This is a genomic window from Citrobacter sp. SX206 (assembly GCF_024181025.1).
In the GTDB taxonomy this organism is placed as follows: domain Bacteria; phylum Pseudomonadota; class Gammaproteobacteria; order Enterobacterales; family Enterobacteriaceae; genus Citrobacter; species Citrobacter youngae.
Genome location: NZ_CP049738.1, coordinates 1,964,922 through 1,985,737, shown reverse-complemented (window position 1 = coordinate 1,985,737; position 20,816 = coordinate 1,964,922). Strand labels below are relative to the sequence as shown.

General features: G+C 52.9%; 17 protein-coding genes. 15 read left to right on the top strand and 2 right to left on the bottom strand.

Features of this window, described 5'->3' with window-relative positions:
* Window positions 1-10 precede the first annotated feature (10 nt).
* The 14 genes from G8S19_RS09695 to G8S19_RS09630 all read left to right on the top strand — a co-directional run bounded on the left by G8S19_RS09695 (window position 11) and on the right by G8S19_RS09630 (window position 18,946).
* Window positions 11-979: a spore coat protein U domain-containing protein gene (locus G8S19_RS09695; protein WP_101742645.1), complete on the top strand. Its 969-nt coding sequence runs from the start codon at window positions 11-13 to the stop codon at window positions 977-979.
* Between the two features lie 322 nt (window positions 980-1,301).
* The gene (locus tag G8S19_RS09690) at window positions 1,302-2,576 is read left to right on the top strand and encodes a Glu/Leu/Phe/Val dehydrogenase (protein WP_005122303.1); all 1,275 of its coding nucleotides are present in this window, start codon (window positions 1,302-1,304) and stop codon (window positions 2,574-2,576) included.
* Window positions 2,577-2,971: 395 nt separating this feature from the next.
* Window positions 2,972-4,831, top strand: a complete 1,860-nt coding sequence (locus tag G8S19_RS09685) for an STY4199 family HEPN domain-containing protein (protein ID WP_124020929.1) — start codon at window positions 2,972-2,974, stop codon at window positions 4,829-4,831.
* Between the two features lie 38 nt (window positions 4,832-4,869).
* Window positions 4,870-6,981 carry a hypothetical protein gene (locus G8S19_RS09680; protein ID WP_253686503.1) on the top strand — a complete coding sequence of 704 codons (2,112 nt, stop codon included), beginning with the start codon at window positions 4,870-4,872 and terminating at the stop codon, window positions 6,979-6,981.
* A 276-nt stretch (window positions 6,982-7,257) separates the two neighbouring features.
* On the top strand, window positions 7,258-8,328 hold the full coding sequence (gene dhaK / locus G8S19_RS09675; RefSeq protein ID WP_253686501.1) for a dihydroxyacetone kinase subunit DhaK: 1,071 nt from the start codon (window positions 7,258-7,260) through the stop codon (window positions 8,326-8,328).
* Window positions 8,329-8,339: 11 nt separating this feature from the next.
* A complete protein-coding gene (gene dhaL / locus G8S19_RS09670; protein ID WP_005122292.1) occupies window positions 8,340-8,972 on the top strand; it encodes a dihydroxyacetone kinase subunit DhaL in 633 nt (210 codons plus the stop codon).
* A 10-nt stretch (window positions 8,973-8,982) separates the two neighbouring features.
* Entirely contained in the window at window positions 8,983-10,413 is a 1,431-nt protein-coding gene (dhaM, locus tag G8S19_RS09665; RefSeq protein ID WP_253686499.1) for a dihydroxyacetone kinase phosphoryl donor subunit DhaM, read from the top strand.
* A 175-nt stretch (window positions 10,414-10,588) separates the two neighbouring features.
* Window positions 10,589-12,301, top strand: coding sequence for an alpha,alpha-trehalase (locus G8S19_RS09660; protein ID WP_253686497.1), 1,713 nt, complete (start codon window positions 10,589-10,591; stop codon window positions 12,299-12,301).
* 208 nt (window positions 12,302-12,509) lie between these two features.
* The gene (locus G8S19_RS09655; protein WP_048211436.1) at window positions 12,510-13,532 is read left to right on the top strand and encodes an ABC transporter substrate-binding protein; all 1,023 of its coding nucleotides are present in this window, start codon (window positions 12,510-12,512) and stop codon (window positions 13,530-13,532) included.
* Complete coding sequence (locus G8S19_RS09650) at window positions 13,532-14,518, top strand: iron ABC transporter permease (RefSeq protein ID WP_253686496.1); 987 nt, start codon at window positions 13,532-13,534, stop codon at window positions 14,516-14,518. The genes G8S19_RS09655 and G8S19_RS09650 overlap by 1 nt, the downstream gene beginning before the upstream one ends.
* A complete protein-coding gene (locus G8S19_RS09645) occupies window positions 14,515-15,276 on the top strand; it encodes an ABC transporter ATP-binding protein (RefSeq protein ID WP_253686494.1) in 762 nt (253 codons plus the stop codon). The genes G8S19_RS09650 and G8S19_RS09645 overlap by 4 nt, the downstream gene beginning before the upstream one ends.
* A gap of 9 nt (window positions 15,277-15,285) precedes the next feature.
* Window positions 15,286-16,098: a class I SAM-dependent methyltransferase gene (locus G8S19_RS09640; protein WP_253686492.1), complete on the top strand. Its 813-nt coding sequence runs from the start codon at window positions 15,286-15,288 to the stop codon at window positions 16,096-16,098.
* A complete protein-coding gene (gene modD, locus G8S19_RS09635) occupies window positions 16,095-16,952 on the top strand; it encodes a ModD protein (protein ID WP_199969510.1) in 858 nt (285 codons plus the stop codon). The genes G8S19_RS09640 and modD overlap by 4 nt, the downstream gene beginning before the upstream one ends.
* 23 nt (window positions 16,953-16,975) lie before the next feature.
* The gene (locus G8S19_RS09630) at window positions 16,976-18,946 is read left to right on the top strand and encodes a TonB-dependent siderophore receptor (RefSeq protein WP_199954013.1); all 1,971 of its coding nucleotides are present in this window, start codon (window positions 16,976-16,978) and stop codon (window positions 18,944-18,946) included.
* Between the two features lie 41 nt (window positions 18,947-18,987).
* On the opposite strand, the gene G8S19_RS09625 is transcribed toward G8S19_RS09630, so the two are convergent.
* Window positions 18,988-19,242, bottom strand: coding sequence for a GlsB/YeaQ/YmgE family stress response membrane protein (locus G8S19_RS09625; protein WP_048212573.1), 255 nt, complete (start codon window positions 19,240-19,242; stop codon window positions 18,988-18,990).
* A 201-nt stretch (window positions 19,243-19,443) separates the two neighbouring features.
* Here G8S19_RS09625 and ycgR point away from each other — a divergent pair, with 201 nt between their 5' ends.
* Complete coding sequence (ycgR, locus tag G8S19_RS09620) at window positions 19,444-20,178, top strand: flagellar brake protein YcgR (RefSeq protein WP_048211430.1); 735 nt, start codon at window positions 19,444-19,446, stop codon at window positions 20,176-20,178.
* 11 nt (window positions 20,179-20,189) lie between these two features.
* On the opposite strand, the gene emtA is transcribed toward ycgR, so the two are convergent.
* On the bottom strand, window positions 20,190-20,801 hold the full coding sequence (gene emtA, locus G8S19_RS09615; protein ID WP_048211429.1) for a membrane-bound lytic murein transglycosylase EmtA: 612 nt from the start codon (window positions 20,799-20,801) through the stop codon (window positions 20,190-20,192).
* Window positions 20,802-20,816 lie beyond the last annotated feature (15 nt).

Genomic DNA, 20,816 nt, shown 5'->3' with positions numbered 1-20,816 from the left:
GAGTTCATTCATGAAATTAAGACAGTTGCTGTTTATCGCTGCACTCCTCGTCTGTCCAGGGATAAGTCATGCGGTCACCTGCTCCGTCAGTAACGTCCAACCAATTAGTTTTGGTGCAGTGGACCCGTTGTCATCATCAGGCGCAACGACCTCAATGACCTTTACCTGGACTTGTGCAAAAGAAGTGACCGACGTACTGGCGGGGATTAACCTCTGTTTTAATATTGGCGCATCGGGCGTCAGCGGTCAGGTGGCAACACGGAATATGTCGTTAAGCGGAACACCTGCCAGAACATTGAGCTATCAGCTATATCAGGACGCCGGGCACAGTAAAATCTGGGGGAGTCAGTATCAGAGCGGAACCTCGGTTCCCATGGTACAACTTAACTTGCTCAATTTGCTCCCAGTGACCGGTTCACTGACAGTATCCGCCCAGCTCGTCACGCCGCAAACTTCTGCAGTCCCCGGAAGCTATCAGGACAGCTATACGGCAGCCACGGCGCTTATCACCCTCAACCCTGGATTAGTTATTCCGCCCACCACGTGCGGTGATACCGTTGCCGCCAGACTTCCCTTCAGCGTATCAGCCACTGTCAGCAAACAGTGCAATATCACATCGGCCACTAACATTAGTTTTACCCCGGTGAAGGCAACTCAGCGCAATGCGACAGCATCAAATACCATCGGGGTGGCATGCACCAATAACACCCCTTATACCATTGGACTGCAACCCTCCAACGGCAATACTGCAGGCAACGGTGTGATGAGCGGAACGGGGGCAAACAGCGATAAAGTGCCCTATCAGCTCAGCTCAACGCCAGGGCCTTCCGGCACAGTGTGGGGCAACACCCCGCTCAATACCGTTACAGGCACTGGCACCGGCTCCGCTACGCCATATTCGGTGTATGCCACCGTTCCCAGCGCGAACTACACCCCCGACAACTATGCGGACACCGTCACTATCTCAGTGACCTACTGACGCGCCGCTAAAATGCAATCAAGAAAACACAAATAATTATCATATTGTTTACTTTTAGAGGTGCATCATAAATCTGACAAATAGTCATTCTCATGCACGATGCATATTAAATGCCTGAATTGCTACTTGATCGCAAACATTCGCAAAATCAATAGATAATTATTCACTTAACGCTTAATTCACATATTTTTTATATGGCTATTAGAGGGCTGGAGGACAGGCCGTTTCTTGAAAAAAATGTTAAATTTAAGTTTATATGGTGAGATCCACTGTATACCACGGCCAAATTAAGAACATATTACTTTTATAACTAAGGTTTATCATGGATAAGTTATCTTACGCTTCAGATAGCAGCACATCTGCCTGGAATACCTACCTGCAACAAATCGAGCGTGTGGCCCCTTACCTGGGCGAACTTTCCCATTGGGTGGATACCCTGCGCCACCCGAAACGCGCGCTAATTGTCGATATTCCGGTGCAGATGGATGACGGCACTATTCGCCATTTCGAAGGATATCGTGTACAGCACAACCTCTCCCGCGGCCCGGGAAAAGGCGGCGTGCGTTATCATCCTGATGTTGATCTTAATGAAGTGATGGCCCTTTCCGCCTGGATGACCATCAAATGTGCCGCACTGAACCTGCCGTACGGCGGTGCCAAAGGTGGCGTTCGCGTCGACCCATTCTCGCTGTCCGAAGGTGAACTGGAGCGTTTAACCCGTCGCTATACCAGCGAAATCGGCATTATCATTGGGCCGCAAAAAGATATTCCAGCGCCGGATGTCGGCACCAACGGCAAAGTGATGGCATGGATGATGGATACCTACTCCATGAACCACGGCACCACCGTAACCAGCGTGGTCACCGGTAAACCTATCCACCTTGGCGGTTCGTTGGGTCGTGATAAAGCAACGGGTCGTGGCGTGTTCGTCAGCGGTCTGGAAGTGGCTCGTCGTGCCAATATCGACGTTGAAGGCGCGCGCGTAGCGGTACAAGGCTTTGGTAATGTCGGCAGTGAAGCGGCTCGCCTGTTCGCCAGTGCTGGCGCACGCGTCGTTGCCATTCAGGATCACACTGCCACCCTGTTTAACACCACCGGGATCGACATGACCGCGTTGACCGCCTGGCAGTTGGAGCACAAACAGATTGCCGGTTTCCCGGGGGCGGAAACTATCGCCAGCGAAGCCTTCTGGAGCGTGGAGATGGATATCCTGATCCCTGCCGCGCTGGAAGGACAGATTACCCGTCAACGTGCAGAAATACTGACCTGCAAACTGGTGCTTGAGGGCGCTAACGGCCCAACTTACCCGGATGCCGATGATATGCTGGCAAGCCGCGGTATCATCGTGGTACCTGACGTCGTATGTAACGCAGGCGGCGTCACCGTCAGCTACTTCGAATGGGTTCAGGACATGGCCAGCTTCTTCTGGAGCGAAGAAGAGATCAACAATCGCATGGATAAAATCATGACCGATGCGATGGTTCATGTGTGGGAGAAAGCGGCGGAGAAATCCTGCTCATTGCGCACTGCTGCCTATATTGTGGCCTGCGAGCGTATCCTGCTGGCACGTAAAGACCGTGGTATTTATCCGGGATAATACGACGGCAGATACGTCAACGTTTTGAACGACGATAAACGCCAGTCGTGAGTTACGCCAATAATGCGGCATTATTTGTGGCATTATTGGCGTGTAGTCGCCTGATTCATCCGCCCCGCTTTCTGCGTTTTACTTACCCAATATCTGCGCGGTTTGTTAGCCAATAAACATTAAATCCCATCGCAGCAACCATAATTTGCGTTAAGAACCCATAGCAACGCATTATTGGCCGCAATGTCTACTACCAATATTACGCCCGCCATATATATTGACGAACTGATTAAAAATCCCGAATAATTGTCGAATTATGGCATTCTGGCTGCAGGGAAAGTTGCCTGACACAGTGCGATTAGATCGGGCCGGGAAAACTCAGCGAATAACCATGTGAGAATATAATGGTCGATCATTCATCTGCTTCTGAGCACAACGATTTTACTCGTTGCCTGTCTCTTTTCGACAGCGCATTTCCACAAATTTTATCCCTGCTGGGCATGCCAGCCCCCACGCAACTCTCGCCTGATACGTTTTATGATTCACTTGATAAAGCCCGAGAGAAATTGGGCAACTGGAACAGTGTAGCGGCCCGCTTTAACTATAACGAGCAGGAAATGGCGAGCTTTCTTGCGGCACTACGCACCTTGAACAAATGGCTCGGCAGAAATACAGATGGCCAGCCTGCCGACAGAAATCTGACCATTGCCGCGTTGCGTTTTTTGTGGCAGCTCGAATATTTGCGAGAAAAACAGCCTCAATTAACTTACTCAACGACGCTGAATAACGAAGACGAAGAAAAGCAGTTACGTAGTTTGCAGCAGGTACGGGCATTAGAGTTGACCATTCGTAGTTTAATTAATGAAGCGTACAATAACCAACAAGCCCTACTTGAGCACCTAAACAAATTATTTGGTCAGGAACGTGTAAAAAAATGGCTGAACGTTGCCGATCGTGATGACGTATTGAGCGGTACTCTTTTCAGTGAACTCGCCTCACTGTTTATTGATAAAGACGAATATCCCATCCACTATTCTCCACTTTATCAATATACCCCTTTGCTCAGCTTTGTTAACGATAAACGTAGAACACTGAATACATTTCTTGACGATATTCGCGTAATTCGCAACCGTCTGGCGCATCATAAGCGGGTAACCTCCGTCCAAACAACATTGGTGAATTACTATTACCGAGAAATTACTGAGCCGGTACAGGAGGCCTTCGATGAAGGTCGGGTAAAAGTTAACCCTGATCGTTTTTTTGATGACAGCAATGCTGAGGTTGCGCGCTATTTCGAACGGACCGCCCAAAAAATTGACGATCTTGGCGGCGACGTTCAGGGAATAAAGGATGACCTGGCGGCTCAGGCTCAGGATATTGGAAAAATCAAAATGGAAACGGGCATCATTCGCAATCGAGTGGCCTGGGTGCTGGGCGGTATCGTCGTCATTATTGTTGGCTCGGTACTGACTTTCGGAACCTCAACCAAGACGCTGGTGAATACGGAGTCCATCCGTAGCGATCTCGGGGAAGTGGGTAAAACGGTTGCCGGTGCGAAAAAAGAAACCAGTAGCGATCCGCGTAAAGAACTGGCGAATATCGGCATTGCCTGGGATGAAAAAAATCTTCGCGCCGCTATCGACCGCGGTGATACCCAGGTTGTCAATTTGTTTCTTGCCGGAGGCATGCGCTGGAAACTGTATTATGCCGAAGCCGCATTACAGGAAGATCGCCAGGAAACGTTGAATGCCCTATTACAATCAGCATCGTTGATGGATGAAAAAAACGGTTGTCTCAGAATGGCCGGTAAATTACGTCAGCAAACGAACCAGAATGGCACGCTGACCCCCATACAGATTCGTTATTTAAAAACATTCTGTTCTTCTGCCAAGGATATTCAGGGTATTAAAGCGGAACTGGACAGAGCGCTTAATTTTGAGAAAGCCCAGAAGAAAGCTTACGATGAAGAAATGGCCAAAAATGAACCTGCGGGTCGCTGTGAACGCCGTTTGATGGCCGATAATGCGCGTGACTTACTGGCTGATGCGGCGCAGTTTTCACTGCAAAGACCTACCACCTATTCACTCCACGATGTGTTATTGAAAGAACTGAATACGCGTCTGATGTTCGGCACACTCAACGAGGCAGAGTTAAAAAGCCTGGTTAAGAACTACTGCGTGAAACAAGAAAACCATGAACCCAATATTGCGATTGACGATAACTGGAGTCGCTCACAACGGGTCATTTATAACGTAGTCAAATAATGAGCGATACAACAACACATCCATCGAAAGAGAATTATATGTTCGCATTCAACAATGCATGGCCGCAGTTTACTTTCGAGTTCAATCCGTCGCAGCGTGATGCACCGGCAGGCGGCCTGCTGATCGGATTGGGCGACGGCAATGATACGGAAAGCCAAAAGGGTGTCGCGCTCAATAACAAAGGATACCGTGCAGGTCACTACAATTCGGTGAGTGAACTGGTGGCAAATGCCGACGATCGTCAATGGACTATATGGCGCAGTAAACTCTCAAGTGTCCAGGGAATACAACGAATCGTTATCGAAGATTTCTCTCTGGATACCTGTTTTACGCTGTTGCTGTTTTTGAACCATCTCGATGCCGCTGGTTCGCTGTCGCTATCAACACATCCGTGGCTGGAATACGTCACCGCATGGGAAAGCGGTATTTATCTGGACGGTGATGATACGACGCGTTCTGCCGCGTGCTTGTTATCCGCACTCGCGCATAGCAGCCTGTGCGAGCAATCCATGGATGATACTCCCGTTGTTCGCCACCACATATTGGCCTGCCTGCGCCTGTTGAGCGATATGATAATAGCCAACCCAGACCCCACCGCAGGCATTATGCCCATGCACACGCAATGTTATGCAAGTGCGGTCGCAAGTCTGGCGTATGAGCAACAGATTTACCAACACGTTATCAAGCGTTCGGTGACCTGCCAACTCCTGCTGGACCTCGGCACAGGCCGGCGGCAAACGGTGGTTGATGCACTGTTTATCACCGAAACGCTCCCTTCCGGGATGCTGAAAATTCTCGCGCGCTGCGACAAAGAACGCAGTTGGACGCACAATGGATTTGGGCTGCTGGCCATTTATCGCCCGCGAGAAGTGGGCACGGGCAATGATATCGTTATTTCGCTCAACCCCATTCAGGGGACGCGCCTTGATGCCCTGTGGTCCGCTCTGGAACAGCGTGAAGATGCGGCCTGGCAAGGGTTACGGCCGCACGATACTCCGCGTTTTCTCGAAAGCTATCGCCTGGCCAGAAGCGATAAACTAATCCCAGGAGCACCAAACCAACCCTGGTACGACGATCAAGGCAGAATGACGCTAATTGCGGCACCGAAGCAGCTTGCGCCCGGAGAGCCAGGCTCGAAACTGACCTGGCAACAAGACGTTTTACCCGCAATCTGGGAAAATTATTTTACCCGTTACCTGGATAACGCCATTGTGCCAATAGCTTTACCCGAACTTGATTGCCGCACAAAGGGTAAATGCATTCGTGTCTATCAGCATCGCATCCCGGAGGGCGGTGATATTACGATAGTCCCGCTGATGCGTATGATCGATACCCCCACTTTCCATGCCTGGCTGGCAGCACAGAGCGATAGCACGCGCGTCGTCCGGAGCCCTGCGGATCTCCCCCCCGCCAGCGAGTACAGCAGCCAGTGGTACAGCAATATTCTGGTCGTCGCTCACCGTCATGGCGTCACATTCTTCTGTCGCGAAGAAGAGGATAAACATCTGGCAATACTGATTAAAGCGGCCAGTTCAGTAGCGGATGTCAGCCATGAGTATGAAAATTTTCTGGCGAACTCTGCCCAACAGATTGAACAGTGGCTCAAGGATCTGCTCGAATCGCAGAAAATTCACAACCGAAAGGGAAAAATTCGTCGTTTATCTGACTGGTCCGAAATGATGCTGGAAACCAAGGCCCGGGCGCTAAAAGCCATGAATAAAGGTGCTTTGGTCGGCAACGATGCCCTGCATAACCAGTTGAGTGACGATCTCTCGCGGCAGTGGGGATTATCTGAACAACGCCAGGAGCTCATGGCGCAGATAGAGCAATTGGATCAGCTCATGCGCCAGGCGATTAGTCAGCGTCAGGAAAAACGTCAACGTATTTACGGCGCACTGTTTTCCGCTTTAGCACTCGGCGCGGCGGCTAACCATATTTGGGAACCGATTAAAGAGATAAAAACAACAAACCTTTATGAATGGCAACTCATGCTATTCAAAGAGCAGCCAGCCCCGGCAATGGACAAATTGCAGGCGATTGCCGCAGATGCCGCACGATACGAAGTCTATACCCTGGCTATTCTGCTAATTTTTGGTTTTATTGGTTTTATCCTGTTCTGGTTTTTCGATTTTAATGGCAAAGAAGAGTAAGGAATAACGTTTTATTCACAATACCGTCAGCATAAACCTTGCCGCATCTCTCACTTCCGCTGTTTTATGCACCAATACGTTTCAATACGGAACATTACCAGATGCTAATGTTCCGTATTGAAACGCCAATCACATCAATTTTCTTTTGACTACCCGTGTGCAAAATTACCTTATCGGCAGCGAGAGGTCGCCGTGGCGCTGTACAAACCGATACCCTACATCAGATGTCTGCCTGATATGTGCAGCCATCTCAGGACTGTCTGCGGAGCATAAACAATGAAAAAATTGATCAACCGTGTTGAAGACGTACTGAACGAACAACTCGCCGGGCTGGCAAAAGCCTACCCTTCTCTGGCACTGCATCAGGACCCGGTGTATGTCACTCGCGTAGATGCGCCAGTGATGGGCAAAGTGGCGCTGCTTTCCGGTGGTGGTAGCGGCCATGAGCCAATGCACTGTGGCTACATTGGCCAGGGTATGCTCTCCGGTGCCTGTCCGGGTGAAATTTTCACCTCGCCAACGCCGGATAAAATGTTTGAATGCGCCATGCAAATTGATGGCGGCGAAGGCGTACTGCTGATAATCAAAAATTACACCGGCGACATTCTTAACTTCGAAACGGCAACCGAGCTATTGCATGAAAGCGGCGTCAAAGTCACCACGATGGTCGTGGATGATGACGTGGCGGTGAAAGACAGTCTGTACACCGCCGGTCGTCGCGGTGTGGCAAATACTGTATTGATTGAAAAACTGGTCGGTGCGGCCGCAGAACGCGGTGACTCACTGGATGCCTGCGCGGCATTGGGGCGCCAGTTGAACAATCAGGGTCATTCCATCGGGATTGCCATTGGTGCCTGTACCGTTCCGGCGGCCGGTCAACCTTCATTCACCCTGCGGGACAACGAAATGGAGTTTGGCGTCGGTATCCACGGCGAACCCGGCATTGACCGCCGTCCATTCTCCTCGCTTGATCAAACTGTGGATGAAATGTTTGACACCCTGCTGGAAAACGGCAACTACAGTCGTACGCTGCGTCACTGGGATCACCTTCAGGGCGCATGGCAGGAAGGGAAAGAAAGCAAACGCGCGCTACAGAGCGGCGATCGCGTGATTGCGCTGGTCAATAATCTCGGTGCGACACCGCTGTCTGAGCTCTTCGGCGTGTATAACCGCCTTGAAAGCCGTTGCCAGGATGCCGGTATTGTCATCGAACGTAACCTGATTGGCTCTTACTGCACCTCTTTGGACATGACCGGTTTCTCAATCACCCTGCTACAAGTGGATGACGAAACGTTGAGCTTATGGGATGCACCGGTTCACACCCCTGCACTCAACTGGGGTAAATAAGGAGATTCATGATGTCCCTCACCAGAACACAAATTGTTAACTGGCTCTATCGCTGCGGCGAAATATTCACCACCGAAAGCGATTTTCTTACCGGCCTTGACCGGGAAATCGGCGATGCCGACCACGGTCTGAATATGCACCGCGGCTTCAGTAAAGTGGTCGAAAAGCTCCCGTCCATTGCGGATAAAGATATCGGTTTTATTTTGAAAAATACCGGGATGGTACTGCTCTCAAGCGTCGGTGGTGCCAGTGGCCCGCTGTTCGGCACCTTTTTCATCCGCGCCGCGCAGGTCACTCAGGCCCATCAAAGTCTGACGGTTGACGAGTTGTATCAGATGATGCGTGATGGCGCAGAAGGTGTCATTAGTCGTGGTAAAGCCGAACCGGGTGACAAAACCATGTGCGACGTTTGGGTGCCTGTCGTCGAATCTTTACGCCAGTCCAGCGAGCAAAAGCTGAGCGTACAGGCCGCTCTGGAGGCGGCAAGCGCCCAGGCAGAAGCCGCGGCGCAAAGTACCATCACGATGCAGGCGCGCAAAGGCCGCGCCAGCTACCTTGGTGAGCGCAGCATTGGGCATCAGGACCCCGGCGCAACGTCCGTTATGTTTATGATGCAAATGTTGGCTCAGGCGTCCAGAGAGTAAGGATAAAACGATGGTAAACCTGGTTATTGTGTCTCACAGCGCCCAACTGGGCGAAGGCGTCGGTGCGTTAGCCCGACAGATGTTAATGGGTGATGGTTGTAAACTCGCTATTGCCGCAGGCATTGACGATCCTGAGAACCCCATTGGCACCAACCCCATCAAAGTGATGGAGGCCATTGAGTCAGTGGCAGACACGGATCACGTGCTGGTGATGATGGATATTGGCAGCGCGTTACTGAGTGCGGAAACCGCGTTGGATCTGCTCGATCCGGCAATCGCCGCCAAGGTGCGTCTGTGCGCTGCCCCGCTGGTTGAAGGTACGCTGGCGGCAACCGTCAGTGCTGCGGCGGGCGCTGATATCGATCGGGTCATCAATGATGCCATGAATGCCCTCGACGCCAAGCGTGAGCAACTGGGTTTACCTTCGTCGTCTGTTGCGAAGACAGCACCCGCTGAATTGTCACCCGACGCCGATGCTCGTTCGGTTGCCGTGACCGTAAGAAACCCCAACGGTATACATGTTCGCCCGGCATCGCGGCTGGTCTCCACATTGTCTGGCTTTAATGCCGACATGTGGCTGGAAAAAAACGGCAAATGCGTCGTCCCTGACAGCCTGAATCAGATAGCACTGCTGCAGGTGCGCTGTAATGACACGCTGCGTCTGATTGCTAAAGGTGAACAGGCAGACGCGGCGCTGGCTGCGTTTACACAGCTGGCGGCTGAGAATTTTGGCGAGTCCGTCGAAGAAGCACGCGCTGAAAGCATCGCAGTACCGGTGCCAGCGCTGGCAACGGGTACGGCATTTTGCTATACGCCGTTCTCACCGCAAGTCACCCATCGCCCGACCGCGGATATGCAGGACGAGCAGCAGCGGCTAAAAGCGGCCATTCAACGCACACTCGACGACCTGAGTGATTTAACCGCGCTGGCAGAGGAGAAGTATTCCGCTGATATCGCCGCCATTTTCTCTGGTCATCACACGCTGCTCGACGATCCTGAGCTTTTCGATATGGCCTGTGATTTGATGCGTGAAGAGCAGTGTAGCGCAGCATATGCCTGGCATAACGTACTGCGCGATCTGAGTCAGCAGTATCTGCAACTCGACGATCCTTATTTACAGGCGCGATACATTGATATTGAGGATTTGCTGTCCCGTACGCTGCAACATTTGACCGGCGAAAGTGCCCGTATCCCCGCGTCTATTCGACCGACCATTCTGGTCGCCGATGTCATCTATCCGTCTACCGTGCTGCAACTCGACCCGCTCACGATCAAAGGGATCTGCCTGCGCGCCGGTAGCGAGGCCTCCCACTCGGCGATTATCGCCCGCGAGATGGGCTTGTGCTGGGTATGCCAACAAGGCGCAACCCTCGATGCTATCAAGATGGGTGACGCTCTGACTCTGGACGGTGTAACAAATCGGGTGATCCTCGTGGGCTGATGATACCCACAGCCCACCCTTTATCTGTAAAAGGTGGGCTATTTCACTCCCTCCGTCAGGAAATGTCTGTTTAATCGCAAAATGGGGGGCCGATCACGCGCAACGGTCGATCCTGAACTAAGGTTTTCTCATGGTAGATGCCGCAACTTCGGCACGCCGCTAAGGAGATTAACCGATGATAACACCCGCAATTCGCCATCCTGGCCTGCTCTCAGTGGCGATAAAACTGACGCTCGCAAGCACCTTTTTTGCTCTGGCCTCTTTTACTGCGAACGCTGAGGATTCACCTGTCGCTACGCCTTCTCCTCCTGATATTCTGCTTGGTCCATTGTTCAATGATGTACAGACAGCAAAGCTATTTCCCGATCAGAAAACTTTTGCCGACGCAGTGCCCAACAGCGATCCACTGATGATCCTTGCCGATTATCGGATGCAGAAAAATCAGTCCGGCTTTGATTTACGCCATTTTGTGGAAGTGAATTTTACGTTGCCAAAAGAGGGTGAGAAATACGTGCCCCCGGCCGGGCAATCACTCCGCGAGCATATTGACGGACTGTGGCCGGTACTCACTCGCTCAACCACCGATGTCGAAAAATGGGACTCTCTGCTGCCGCTACCAGAACCCTATGTAGTGCCGGGCGGGCGTTTTCGTGAGATTTATTACTGGGATAGCTATTTTACTATGCTGGGGCTTGCCGAGAGCAATCGCTGGGACAAGGTTTCTGATATGGTGGCCAACTTCGCTTATGAGATTGATTCCTGGGGGCACATTCCTAACGGCAACCGAAGCTACTACCTGAGCCGTTCACAGCCACCGTTCTTTGCCTTTATGGTTGAACTGCTGGCGCAGCATGACGGTAACGACGCGCTGAAAAAATACCTCCCGCAGATGCAAAAAGAGTACAACTACTGGATGGAAGGAGGCGAAACACTTCAGCCCGGTCAACAGCATAAACGTGTGGTCAAACTGGCTGATGGCACCCTTTTAAACCGCTACTGGGATGACCGGGATACGCCAAGACCTGAATCCTGGGTTGAGGATATTGCCACCGCGAAAAGCAATCCGAACCGCCCTGCCACTGAAATTTATCGCGACCTGCGCTCAGCCGCCGCATCCGGCTGGGACTTTAGTTCACGCTGGATGGATAACCCCAACCAGCTAAGTACCCTGCGCACCACCAGCATTGTGCCTGTCGATCTCAATGCCTTGTTATACAAGATGGAGAAAATGATCGCTCTCGCCAGCAAAGCCGCAGGTGACGATGCCAAAGCAGCGCAGTACGAGGGCTTTGCCAATGCCCGCCAAAAAGGGATTGAAACCTGGTTGTGGAATGACAAAGAAGGCTGGTATGCCGACTATGATCTGAAGAGCCACAAAGTCCGTAATCAGTTAACTGCCGCCGCGCTGTTCCCTTTATTTGTGAATGCGGCGGCAAAAGATCGCGCCGGCAAGGTGGCCGCAGCAACTCAGGCGCATCTGTTGCAACCTGGCGGCCTTGCAACCACGTCGGTGAAAAGCGGCCAGCAGTGGGATGCTCCCAACGGCTGGGCGCCGTTACAGTGGGTCGCCGCCTCGGGATTACAGAACTATGGCCAAAATAATGTCGCCATGGATGTCACCTGGCGATTCCTCACCAATGTGCAGCACACGTACGATCGTGAGAAAAAATTGGTTGAGAAGTATGACGTGAGCAGCACAGGAACTGGCGGCGGCGGTGGCGAATACCCGCTACAGGATGGTTTCGGCTGGACCAACGGCGTAACGTTAAAAATGCTCGATCTGATATGCGCTAAAGATAAACCCTGCGACAGCGTACCGGCAACGCGCCCCGCCCCCGCCAGTAACACGCCTTCCGAGGCCAAAAAGCAGACTCAACCGACGTCCTAATCTTCTTCTGGTGTCTTCAGCCTCCTCTAAATCCGCGCCTTGTCGCGGATTTTTTGGTGCCATGTATCTCCATTTCAGGTGTATCCATTGCATCTAGCCCTTATGGGGTAGCCCCTGTTTTCATCCGTGTGAAATTGATTCTGAACATGTTTTTATTCGCTATATATGTAAATATATAGCGATTTTATCACTGTTCAGGACCAACATAATGCCACTGACAAGAAGGATGTTTGCCCAGCTCGTGGCATCTGCGCTGCTGTTACGCCATTTTCCGGCCCTTGCCCAAACACCGCTTACCGTTGCTGTCGGTTCACCGCCATCACCTGAGGCAATCCAGCGCGTCGTCAGCGCCGGAGCACCTGCTGATATGCTATTGCTGGCTGTCGCACCGGAAAAACTGGTGGGATTTTCATCATTTGATTTTTCTCACCAGGCCGCAGTGCCATTCCATCATGACATTTTGGCGTTACCGAAATTGGGAAGACTGGCAGGACGCGCCAGCACCCTGTCACTGGAGGCCTTGTTAGCGCTGAAACCCGATCTGGTGGTTGACTGCGGCAATGCTGATGAAACCTGGCTTTCTCAAGCCCGGCAGGTCAACGCGCAAACGCACGTTCCGTGGCTGCTGATTAACGGCGAGCTCCGACAAACCCCGGCACAACTGCAAGCCGCAGGGGCTGCGCTGGGTACCGCAACACGGGCCTCGGCACAGGCCGCACTTGCCCGTCGATTTATTGATGACGCAGATGCATTTTCGCACTCGCCCGCAGCAAAACTGCGCTTTTATGCCGCACGCGGTGCCAGAGGACTGGAAACCGGTTTACAGGGTTCACTGCATACCGAAGCACCAGAGTTACTGGGATTACACAATGTCGCGCAAATCCCGGGACGACATGGATTGACCCAGGTATCCATGGAAAATCTGTTGAGCTGGCAGCCCGATATTATTCTGGTTCAGGATGCAGTCACCGCACAGTACCTGCGAGAAGATCCCGTCTGGCAAGGGGTTAAAGCCGTTGCTGAGCAACGTATTCTGTTTCTCAGCGGACTGCCGTTTGGCTGGCTGGACGCCCCGCCGGGCATCAACCGGTTGCTGGGATTACGTCGCCTGCACGCCTGGCTTGACCCCAAAATTGAAACCCACTTTAAGACCGATATGCAGCGCTACGCAGAGTTGTTCTGGCACACCTCATTAAGCGATGCGCAGTTTCAAAAGCTGGTGACACCCTGATGAGAATGACTACGCTGAGTGCTCTGATGATCGCAGCCATTGCCGTGTGTGTCATCGTCGCAACGGTTTCAGGTGCATATCGCCTGGATGCCCAGCAGGTGATGAACCTCATTGCTGACCATCCGGGCGTGCCGCCCCAGGACAAAATCGTCTTCTGGCAGATTCGATTGCCACGCATTCTGGCTGCATTGCTGCTGGGCGCGGCACTGGCGGGCGCAGGGACCACTTATCAGGGTATGTTCCGTAACCCACTGGTGTCGCCGGATATTCTCGGCGTGGCAGCCGGGGCGGGTTTAGGGGCCTGTACCGCCATCCTGCTCGGTTTACCGATCCTGTTTATTCAACTGTATGCGTTTGTCGGCGGCCTGTTCGTGGTGGCGGGCGTGTGGCTCATCACCCAGCGGGTAAAACGCCACGACCCGGTACTCACCCTTGTACTGGTCGGCATTGCGCTGGGTACGGTGTGCGGCGCAGGGATTTCGCTCATCAAAACGCTGGCTGACCCGTATACCCAGCTACCGTCGATTACCTTCTGGCTACTCGGTGGTCTGTCGACCATCACCGCCCATGACCTGTGGTTGTCCGTACCGCTGATCGTGGCCGGTTTGGTGCCGCAGTTGCTGCTACGCTGGCGTATGAATTTACTCACCCTCTCGGATGATGAAGCCCGTTCTCTGGGCATCAACGTTTCCCGGCTACGGCTCTGGCTGATTATCTGCGCCACGCTTATCACCGCCTGTACTGTGGCGATTGCCGGAATTATTGGCTGGATTGGGCTGGTGGTGCCACACATTGGCAGACTGCTTTGTGGGAACAACCACCAACGGCTACTGCCTGTTTCAATGGGGATCGGCGCTATTTTACTGCTGCTGACAGATACCCTTGCCCGCACTCTGAGCAGCACGGAAATCCCGCTGGGGATCCTGACCGCGTTTATTGGTGCCCCCTTCTTCCTGTTACTTCTGCTCCGGGGAGGCCGACAATGACGCTGCTGAGCGTACAACATGCATCTCTCGGCTACCATTCCCGGCACCCAGTATTACGCGATGTCTCGTTTAGCGTCGCGCCAGGGGCAATTTGTTGCCTGATTGGCGCCAATGGCAGTGGGAAAACCACGCTGATGCGTACCATTCTTGGCGTTCTTCAACCGCTTGCTGGCCAGATTACGCTTGATGGTATCGCGGTGAATCATCTCAGCGACCGGGAACGCGCCGCCGCTATCGCCTGGGTTCCTCAGGCGCATGACGGTGCGTTTGCCTTCACGGCTCTGGACATGGTGATGATGGGACAGGCCCCGCAAATGGCGGCATTTGCCGTTCCCGGCGGCAAAGAACGCGACATCGCCCTTGAACAACTGGACGTGCTGGCAATCCCGCATCTCGCGCCCCGGCGCTGGAACACCCTGAGCGGTGGCGAACGTCAACTGGTGTTGATTGCCCGTGCGCTGGCACAGCGTCCACGTCTTTTACTGCTGGATGAACCTGCTTCCAGCCTCGATTTTGGTCACCAGATCCGACTGCTCGACACGCTGGTGACGCTGAAAAATTCGGGCATGGCGCTGCTGATGTCGACCCACCATCCGTTGCATGCACGGGCCATTGCCGACAGCGTGGTGCGCGTCGAGCCAGATGGTCTGGTGTTACAGGGGGGGCCTGAACACCAACTGGCTGCTGAACGTCTGGCCACGCTGTACCGGGTCACGCCCTCACAAATAGCCCATCACCTCTTTGGCTCACACGATTAAGGAATCACGATGCTCATTGACGACATTGATTTTGCTGACCTGTACCGCAAACAGTTACTTCAGGCGAAGCGAACCGAGAAAAAACCAGAACACTGGGACAAACGCGCGGAAAAAATGGCAGAAAATTGCGCCTCATTAACCGACAACTACCTGCTCCAGTTATTGAGCAAGATTGACCTGAAAGGTGCTGAATCACTGTTTGATATGGGTTGCGGCCCCGGAACGGTTGCGCTGGCGCTGGCCAAAAAAATGCCGATCGTTTACGGCGTAGACTACAGCCAGGGAATGCTGAGCGTTGCCGCTCGCCGTGCCGGGCAGATGGGCGCGCGCCACGTACAGTGGGTGCAGCGCGCATGGGAAGCGCACTGGGACGACTTGCCCCAGTGTGATATTGCCGTCGCCTCACGTTCAACGCTGGTTGCCGATATGCGTCAGGCTATGACCAAACTGAATAATCAGGCACGGCTGCGGGTTTACACCACCCATCTCGTCAGGTCCTCATTTGTATCGCCCACGATTCAGCGCGCGCTGGGGCGCGAGGTGATTGAGCTTCCCAACTATATCTATGCACTGAATGTTTTGTATCAGATGGGCATTCACGCACATGTTGATTTTATCCGTGGACCAAACTGTCAGCAGGACAACAGCACCTGGACACGTTTTCTGGAGAACGTGCGCTGGAGCATGGGAGAACTGAGCACTGACGAAATTGAGCGTCTGGAGCACTGGTACCATCAGCAGGACCCCGGCACCATCGCTCCCGCCAGTCGCGACTGGGCGCTTATCTGGTGGGACAGCGTACCGCGGGAGGCGCTGCAATGATCTACTTCTCACAGGCGCAAGTCGATGCGCTGCTGCTGGAGGATATTCAGGGCGGCGATTTAACAACCCGCGCGTTGGGTATCGGCGCACAGCCAGGAAGTATGGGTTTTTATCACCGCCAGGGCGGGTGCGTAAGCGGAACTACTGTTGCCAGACAAATGCTGACATCACTGGGTTTGACCGTTACCGACCTTGTGCCCGATGGCGAACGGGCGCGTACCGGACAGTTACTTCTGCGCGCGCACGGTAACGCGGCGGCACTACACCAGGGCTGGAAAGCGGTACAGAACGTGCTGGAGTGGAGTTGCGGTGTCTCACACTATCTCGACGATATGCTAAGCATCCTGCGTCAGCGCTATCCTGATGGCCAGATTGCCTGCACCCGCAAAACTATCCCTGGCACCCGTATGCTGGCTACCCAGGCGATCCTTGCTGCCGGAGGCATTATCCACCGGGGCGGGAGCGCCGAAACCGTGCTGCTTTTTGCGAATCATCGCCGCTTTCTTGCCGATCCGAACAACTGGGCCGCGGCAATCGCGCAACTACGCGCCCATGCGCCAGAAAAAAAGATTGTGGTCGAAGCAGATACCCCCGATGAGGCATTGGCCGCGCTACATGCGGCCCCTGATGTGCTGCAACTCGATAAGTTTACCCCTGAGCAGGCAGCAGGCATCGCTCGCCTGGCACCGTCTCTGGCCCCCCATTGCACGCTGGCGCTGACTGGTGGCATTACCCTCGCCTCACTGGCGAGTTATCTCGACTGTGGCATCAGACTCTTTATCACCTCCGCACCTTACTACGCCCCACCGGCGGATATCAAAGTTAGCCTGAGCCCGGACGCCCACGGCGTATAACATTTATAAATGGACTATAAATAATGAATTTTAACAAAAGTTGTCTTTACACAGCCCTGTCGTTTGCTTTCGCGCAAGGTGCTTTTGCTGGGCAGGAAAGCGAAACCATGACCGTCTGGTCTAGTCCGGCCTCCGCCGCAACCACTACGGTTCTCGGCCAGGAAACGATGCAGCAGTTGGATAAACAAAACGTGGCGCAGGCGCTAAGCGTCGTTCCCGGCGTCGTGCTGCAAAAATCCGGTAACCGTAACGAGCAACAAGTGAAGGTCCGCGGTTTTGACAGTCGGCAGGTCCCGGTCTTTTTCGACGGTGTTCCGGTGTACATCCCCTACGATGGCAACCTTGATTTAGGTCGTTTTCTGACATCCGATATCGCTTCTGTCGAGGTCTCTAAAGGCTACTCATCCTTGCTACAGGGGCCGAACCAGATGGGTGGCGCTATCAACATCACGACCAAAAAGCCCACCAAGCCGATTGAGGGCTCTCTGGGCTATCGTCAGGGCTGGAGCCGTAACAAAGACAATGCCCATGATATGCACGCGTCGTTCGGTGCCAGCAACGATCTCGGATATATCCAGCTCAGTGGTAGCCAGCTAAAACAGGATTTCCTCGGATTACCTCATGGTGTTGATAACCCGGTAGCGGGCAGCAATGGCAAGATGATTAACTCATCAGCCGATGATAAACGTGGCATCGTGAAACTGGGGTTCACGCCACGCGGTGATGATGAGTATGTTCTGACCTACATTAATCAGGACGGCGAAAAAGATAACCCGCCATATGCCGGGACCAGCAGCCAGAAATCACGTTACTGGCAATGGCCGCAATATGATAAAGAAAGTTATTACTATCAGGGCACCACGCATTTGGGCGATCGCTTTACATTGAAAAGCCGCCTGTATCGCGACACCTTTGAAAATACACTGATGATGTACAATTCCCTTGCCGATCTGAAAAATAAGAAAGGCAGCTACAGCCATTATTCTGACTATAGCGACGGCGCAGGTTTGCAGCTTTCCGCTGATATGCGGGAGAACGACCTGCTCTCTTTCGCCGTGAACTGGAAAGACGATGTTCATCGCGAAAAAGGGGCTCCAAATGCCGCTTATGACCGCTACGAAGATCGCACCTGGTCTGTTGCCAGTGAATATCAGTGGGCGGCTGCGGATAATGTCGATGTGGTGGCGGGTATCAGCTACGACTGGCGTGACAGCGTAGAGGGGATGAAGCACGAGAAAAACGGCAGCGTTACCCATTATGATGACAACGATCAGTCCGCCTTTAACTGGCAGGTAATGACCAAATATCACTTTGAAAATTCTGACACATTAGCGCTGTCCTACTCTGACAGAACGCGCTTCCCCACACTGAAAGAGCGCTACACCACGTCAAAACCGGCTTATAACCAGATAGCGCTGGTCAACCCGCAGCTAAAACCGGAACGCGCCCGTAGCGTCGATCTCACGTGGAACGGTTCGTTCACCCAAAACTGGGGATTCGAAGCCAGCGTGTATTACAACCGCATTACCGATGCGATTCTGTCGCACAATATTGATGCCGACACGATTCAGAACCAAAACAGTGGTCGGGTGGATTACACCGGCCTGGATGCCGGCGTCAAAGGTAAGGTCTTTGACATGCTGGATGTGGGGCTAAGCTACGGTCTTATCCATGCTGACGTTAAACGCAGCGACATCGGTAAAATTACCGATCTGCCGACGCAAACTCTCACCGCCTGGATGACGCTGAAACCGTGGGACCCACTCAGCATTACGCTATCCGAAGAAGCCCGCTCTTCAAGCTATAGCAATTCTGATGGCTCACAAAAAGCGGCCGGATTCGCCATTACCCACCTCCGGGCAGATTACACCATCGGACATGGCTTTAGCGTTAACGCTTCGGTCAACAACCTGTTTGATACACAGTACGTCTACAGCGAAGGGTTTATCGAAGAAGGGCGTAATTACTGGGCGGGGATTGAATACCAGTTCTGACTAAACTACGCAGAGAAACGGCCCCCGCAGGGGCCGTTCGATTAATCTCGTCGTACCAGTCGGAAAACACCCAGTACCACAATCGCGCCGACCACGGCCACCAGGAAGCTGTGGAGATTAAACCCACTGACATCGCCGCCGATACCGAACATCGTTGCCAGCCACCCACCGACCACAGCACCGACAATACCGAGAATGCAGGTCAGAATAAATCCGCCGCCATCACGCCCCGGCATAATCAGCTTGGCGATAACCCCCGCAATCAGACCAAAAATAATCCAGGCAATAATTCCCATTTTCAGGCCCTCTTTCCAGTGAACGCATACGCAAGACATTCTTGCGCCAGCACGTTAAGTATAGGCAAGCCATCGCTACCTGCTGTTTGCACTCAGACTTAATTCATTGGCTTGGGTAAAAAATTTCATCCATTTGTATTAAGTTCCGTCTCGCAATGCCGATAACCCAACGATAAGCCAGGTATCCAGGAGTCATTAGGTGTGAGTAACTACAATGAGCAGTTCCTGAAGCAAAACCCGCTCGCCGTATTAGGGGTACTCCGGGACTTAAATTCACAGCAGGTTCCACTGCGTATCTCCTGGTCAGGAGGTCAGTTCATCAGCAAAATTCTTGCTGTCGGCCCGGACGAATTGATCATGGATTTTGGCAGTCAGGAATATGAAAACCAGGCCGTGCAACGCGCCAGCCAGATCTCAATTATCGCTGAAACGCAGGGTGCCAAGGTGGAGTTTACCCTCCCGCAATTGACAAAAGGCGAGTATCAGCGATTGCCAGCCTTTGTCTCATCGTTGCCACCTTCGCTGTGGTTCGTCCAGCGTCGGGAATACTTCCGCATCGGCGCGCCGTTACACCCGCCCTATCACTGCAAGGCGAAGATGCCGGACAACAGTCTCCTGCATTTTCGCTTATTCGATTTATCTCTTGGCGGCATGGGCGCGCTATTAGAAGGGACAGCACCGGAGGGGCTGGTCGAAGGCATGCGCTTCTCGCAGGTTGAACTGAATATGGAACAATGGGGCGTGTACCACGTTGATGCCCAGCTCATCTCGATTACCGAGCGAAAAGTGATCGACGGAAAAAATGAGACCATCACCACTCCCCGCCTGAGCTTTCGTTTTCTCAACGTCGGCCCGGCGGTGGAGCGGAATTTACAGCGGATTATTTTTTCACTTGAGCGTGAGGCTCGGGAAAAATCGAATAAAGTGCGCGAGTAATATTACACGCGTTACATCGCATCCAGCGCTCGCTGAAGCTTCCAGATATAACGTGGAGCCTGCGGCGCTGGATGGTTATCGACAACATGCTCGAAAAACTCATCCGCACTCAGATCGTTGATTTTGCTGATGGCTTTTTTCCTGTCAGAGGAGAACGTCCGCAGCAGCGCCCCGGCACCGTTCGCGTATGACACCACCAGCGCATATTGCATCACCTGTGGGTCTTCGATCCCGGCCAGCGGACCGGTCTCCAGAATGCTCAGGTATGCGGCCCCCATGGAGATATTGCGCTCTGGATTTTTCAGCTCACTGGTCGACGGCTCACCGCTCCATCCCATACGACGATAAACATCCCGCCCGGAGGTAGAGGCTTTAAGCTGCATCAGACCGATGGCATTAGATTTACTGACTGCATTGGGGTTACCCCCTGATTCAATAGCGATAATCGCCGTAATCAATTGTGGGCTAACGCCCCAGGCAGCACCGGCTTTTTCACTGATCGGCATCCATTGCATTGCGCGTTTAACCGGAACTTCTGCATTCCATGGCGGATTTTTGTAATCCTGTTTTGAACTACAGCCCGCGAGTAATACAACCAAAAAAGCAAACCATCTCAATTTCACGTCATCTATCCTTAT

Bases quoted from the DNA above. Each gene is read 5' to 3' on its own strand.
- G8S19_RS09690 (WP_005122303.1), top strand. From the start codon at position 1,302: ATGGATAAGTTATCTTACGCTTCAGATAGCAGCACATCTGCCTGGAAT.
- modD (WP_199969510.1), top strand. From the start codon at position 16,095: ATGATCTACTTCTCACAGGCGCAAGTCGATGCGCTGCTGCTGGAGGAT.
- dhaK (WP_253686501.1), top strand. From the start codon at position 7,258: ATGAAAAAATTGATCAACCGTGTTGAAGACGTACTGAACGAACAACTC.
- G8S19_RS09655 (WP_048211436.1), top strand. From the start codon at position 12,510: ATGCCACTGACAAGAAGGATGTTTGCCCAGCTCGTGGCATCTGCGCTG.
- dhaL (WP_005122292.1), top strand. From the start codon at position 8,340: ATGTCCCTCACCAGAACACAAATTGTTAACTGGCTCTATCGCTGCGGC.
- G8S19_RS09660 (WP_253686497.1), top strand. From the start codon at position 10,589: ATGATAACACCCGCAATTCGCCATCCTGGCCTGCTCTCAGTGGCGATA.
- dhaM (WP_253686499.1), top strand. From the start codon at position 8,983: ATGGTAAACCTGGTTATTGTGTCTCACAGCGCCCAACTGGGCGAAGGC.
- G8S19_RS09640 (WP_253686492.1), top strand. From the start codon at position 15,286: ATGCTCATTGACGACATTGATTTTGCTGACCTGTACCGCAAACAGTTA.
- G8S19_RS09650 (WP_253686496.1), top strand. From the start codon at position 13,532: ATGAGAATGACTACGCTGAGTGCTCTGATGATCGCAGCCATTGCCGTG.
- G8S19_RS09645 (WP_253686494.1), top strand. From the start codon at position 14,515: ATGACGCTGCTGAGCGTACAACATGCATCTCTCGGCTACCATTCCCGG.
- G8S19_RS09695 (WP_101742645.1), top strand. From the start codon at position 11: ATGAAATTAAGACAGTTGCTGTTTATCGCTGCACTCCTCGTCTGTCCA.
- G8S19_RS09630 (WP_199954013.1), top strand. From the start codon at position 16,976: ATGAATTTTAACAAAAGTTGTCTTTACACAGCCCTGTCGTTTGCTTTC.
- G8S19_RS09625 (WP_048212573.1), bottom strand. From the start codon at position 19,242: ATGGGAATTATTGCCTGGATTATTTTTGGTCTGATTGCGGGGGTTATC.
- G8S19_RS09680 (WP_253686503.1), top strand. From the start codon at position 4,870: ATGTTCGCATTCAACAATGCATGGCCGCAGTTTACTTTCGAGTTCAAT.
- G8S19_RS09685 (WP_124020929.1), top strand. From the start codon at position 2,972: ATGGTCGATCATTCATCTGCTTCTGAGCACAACGATTTTACTCGTTGC.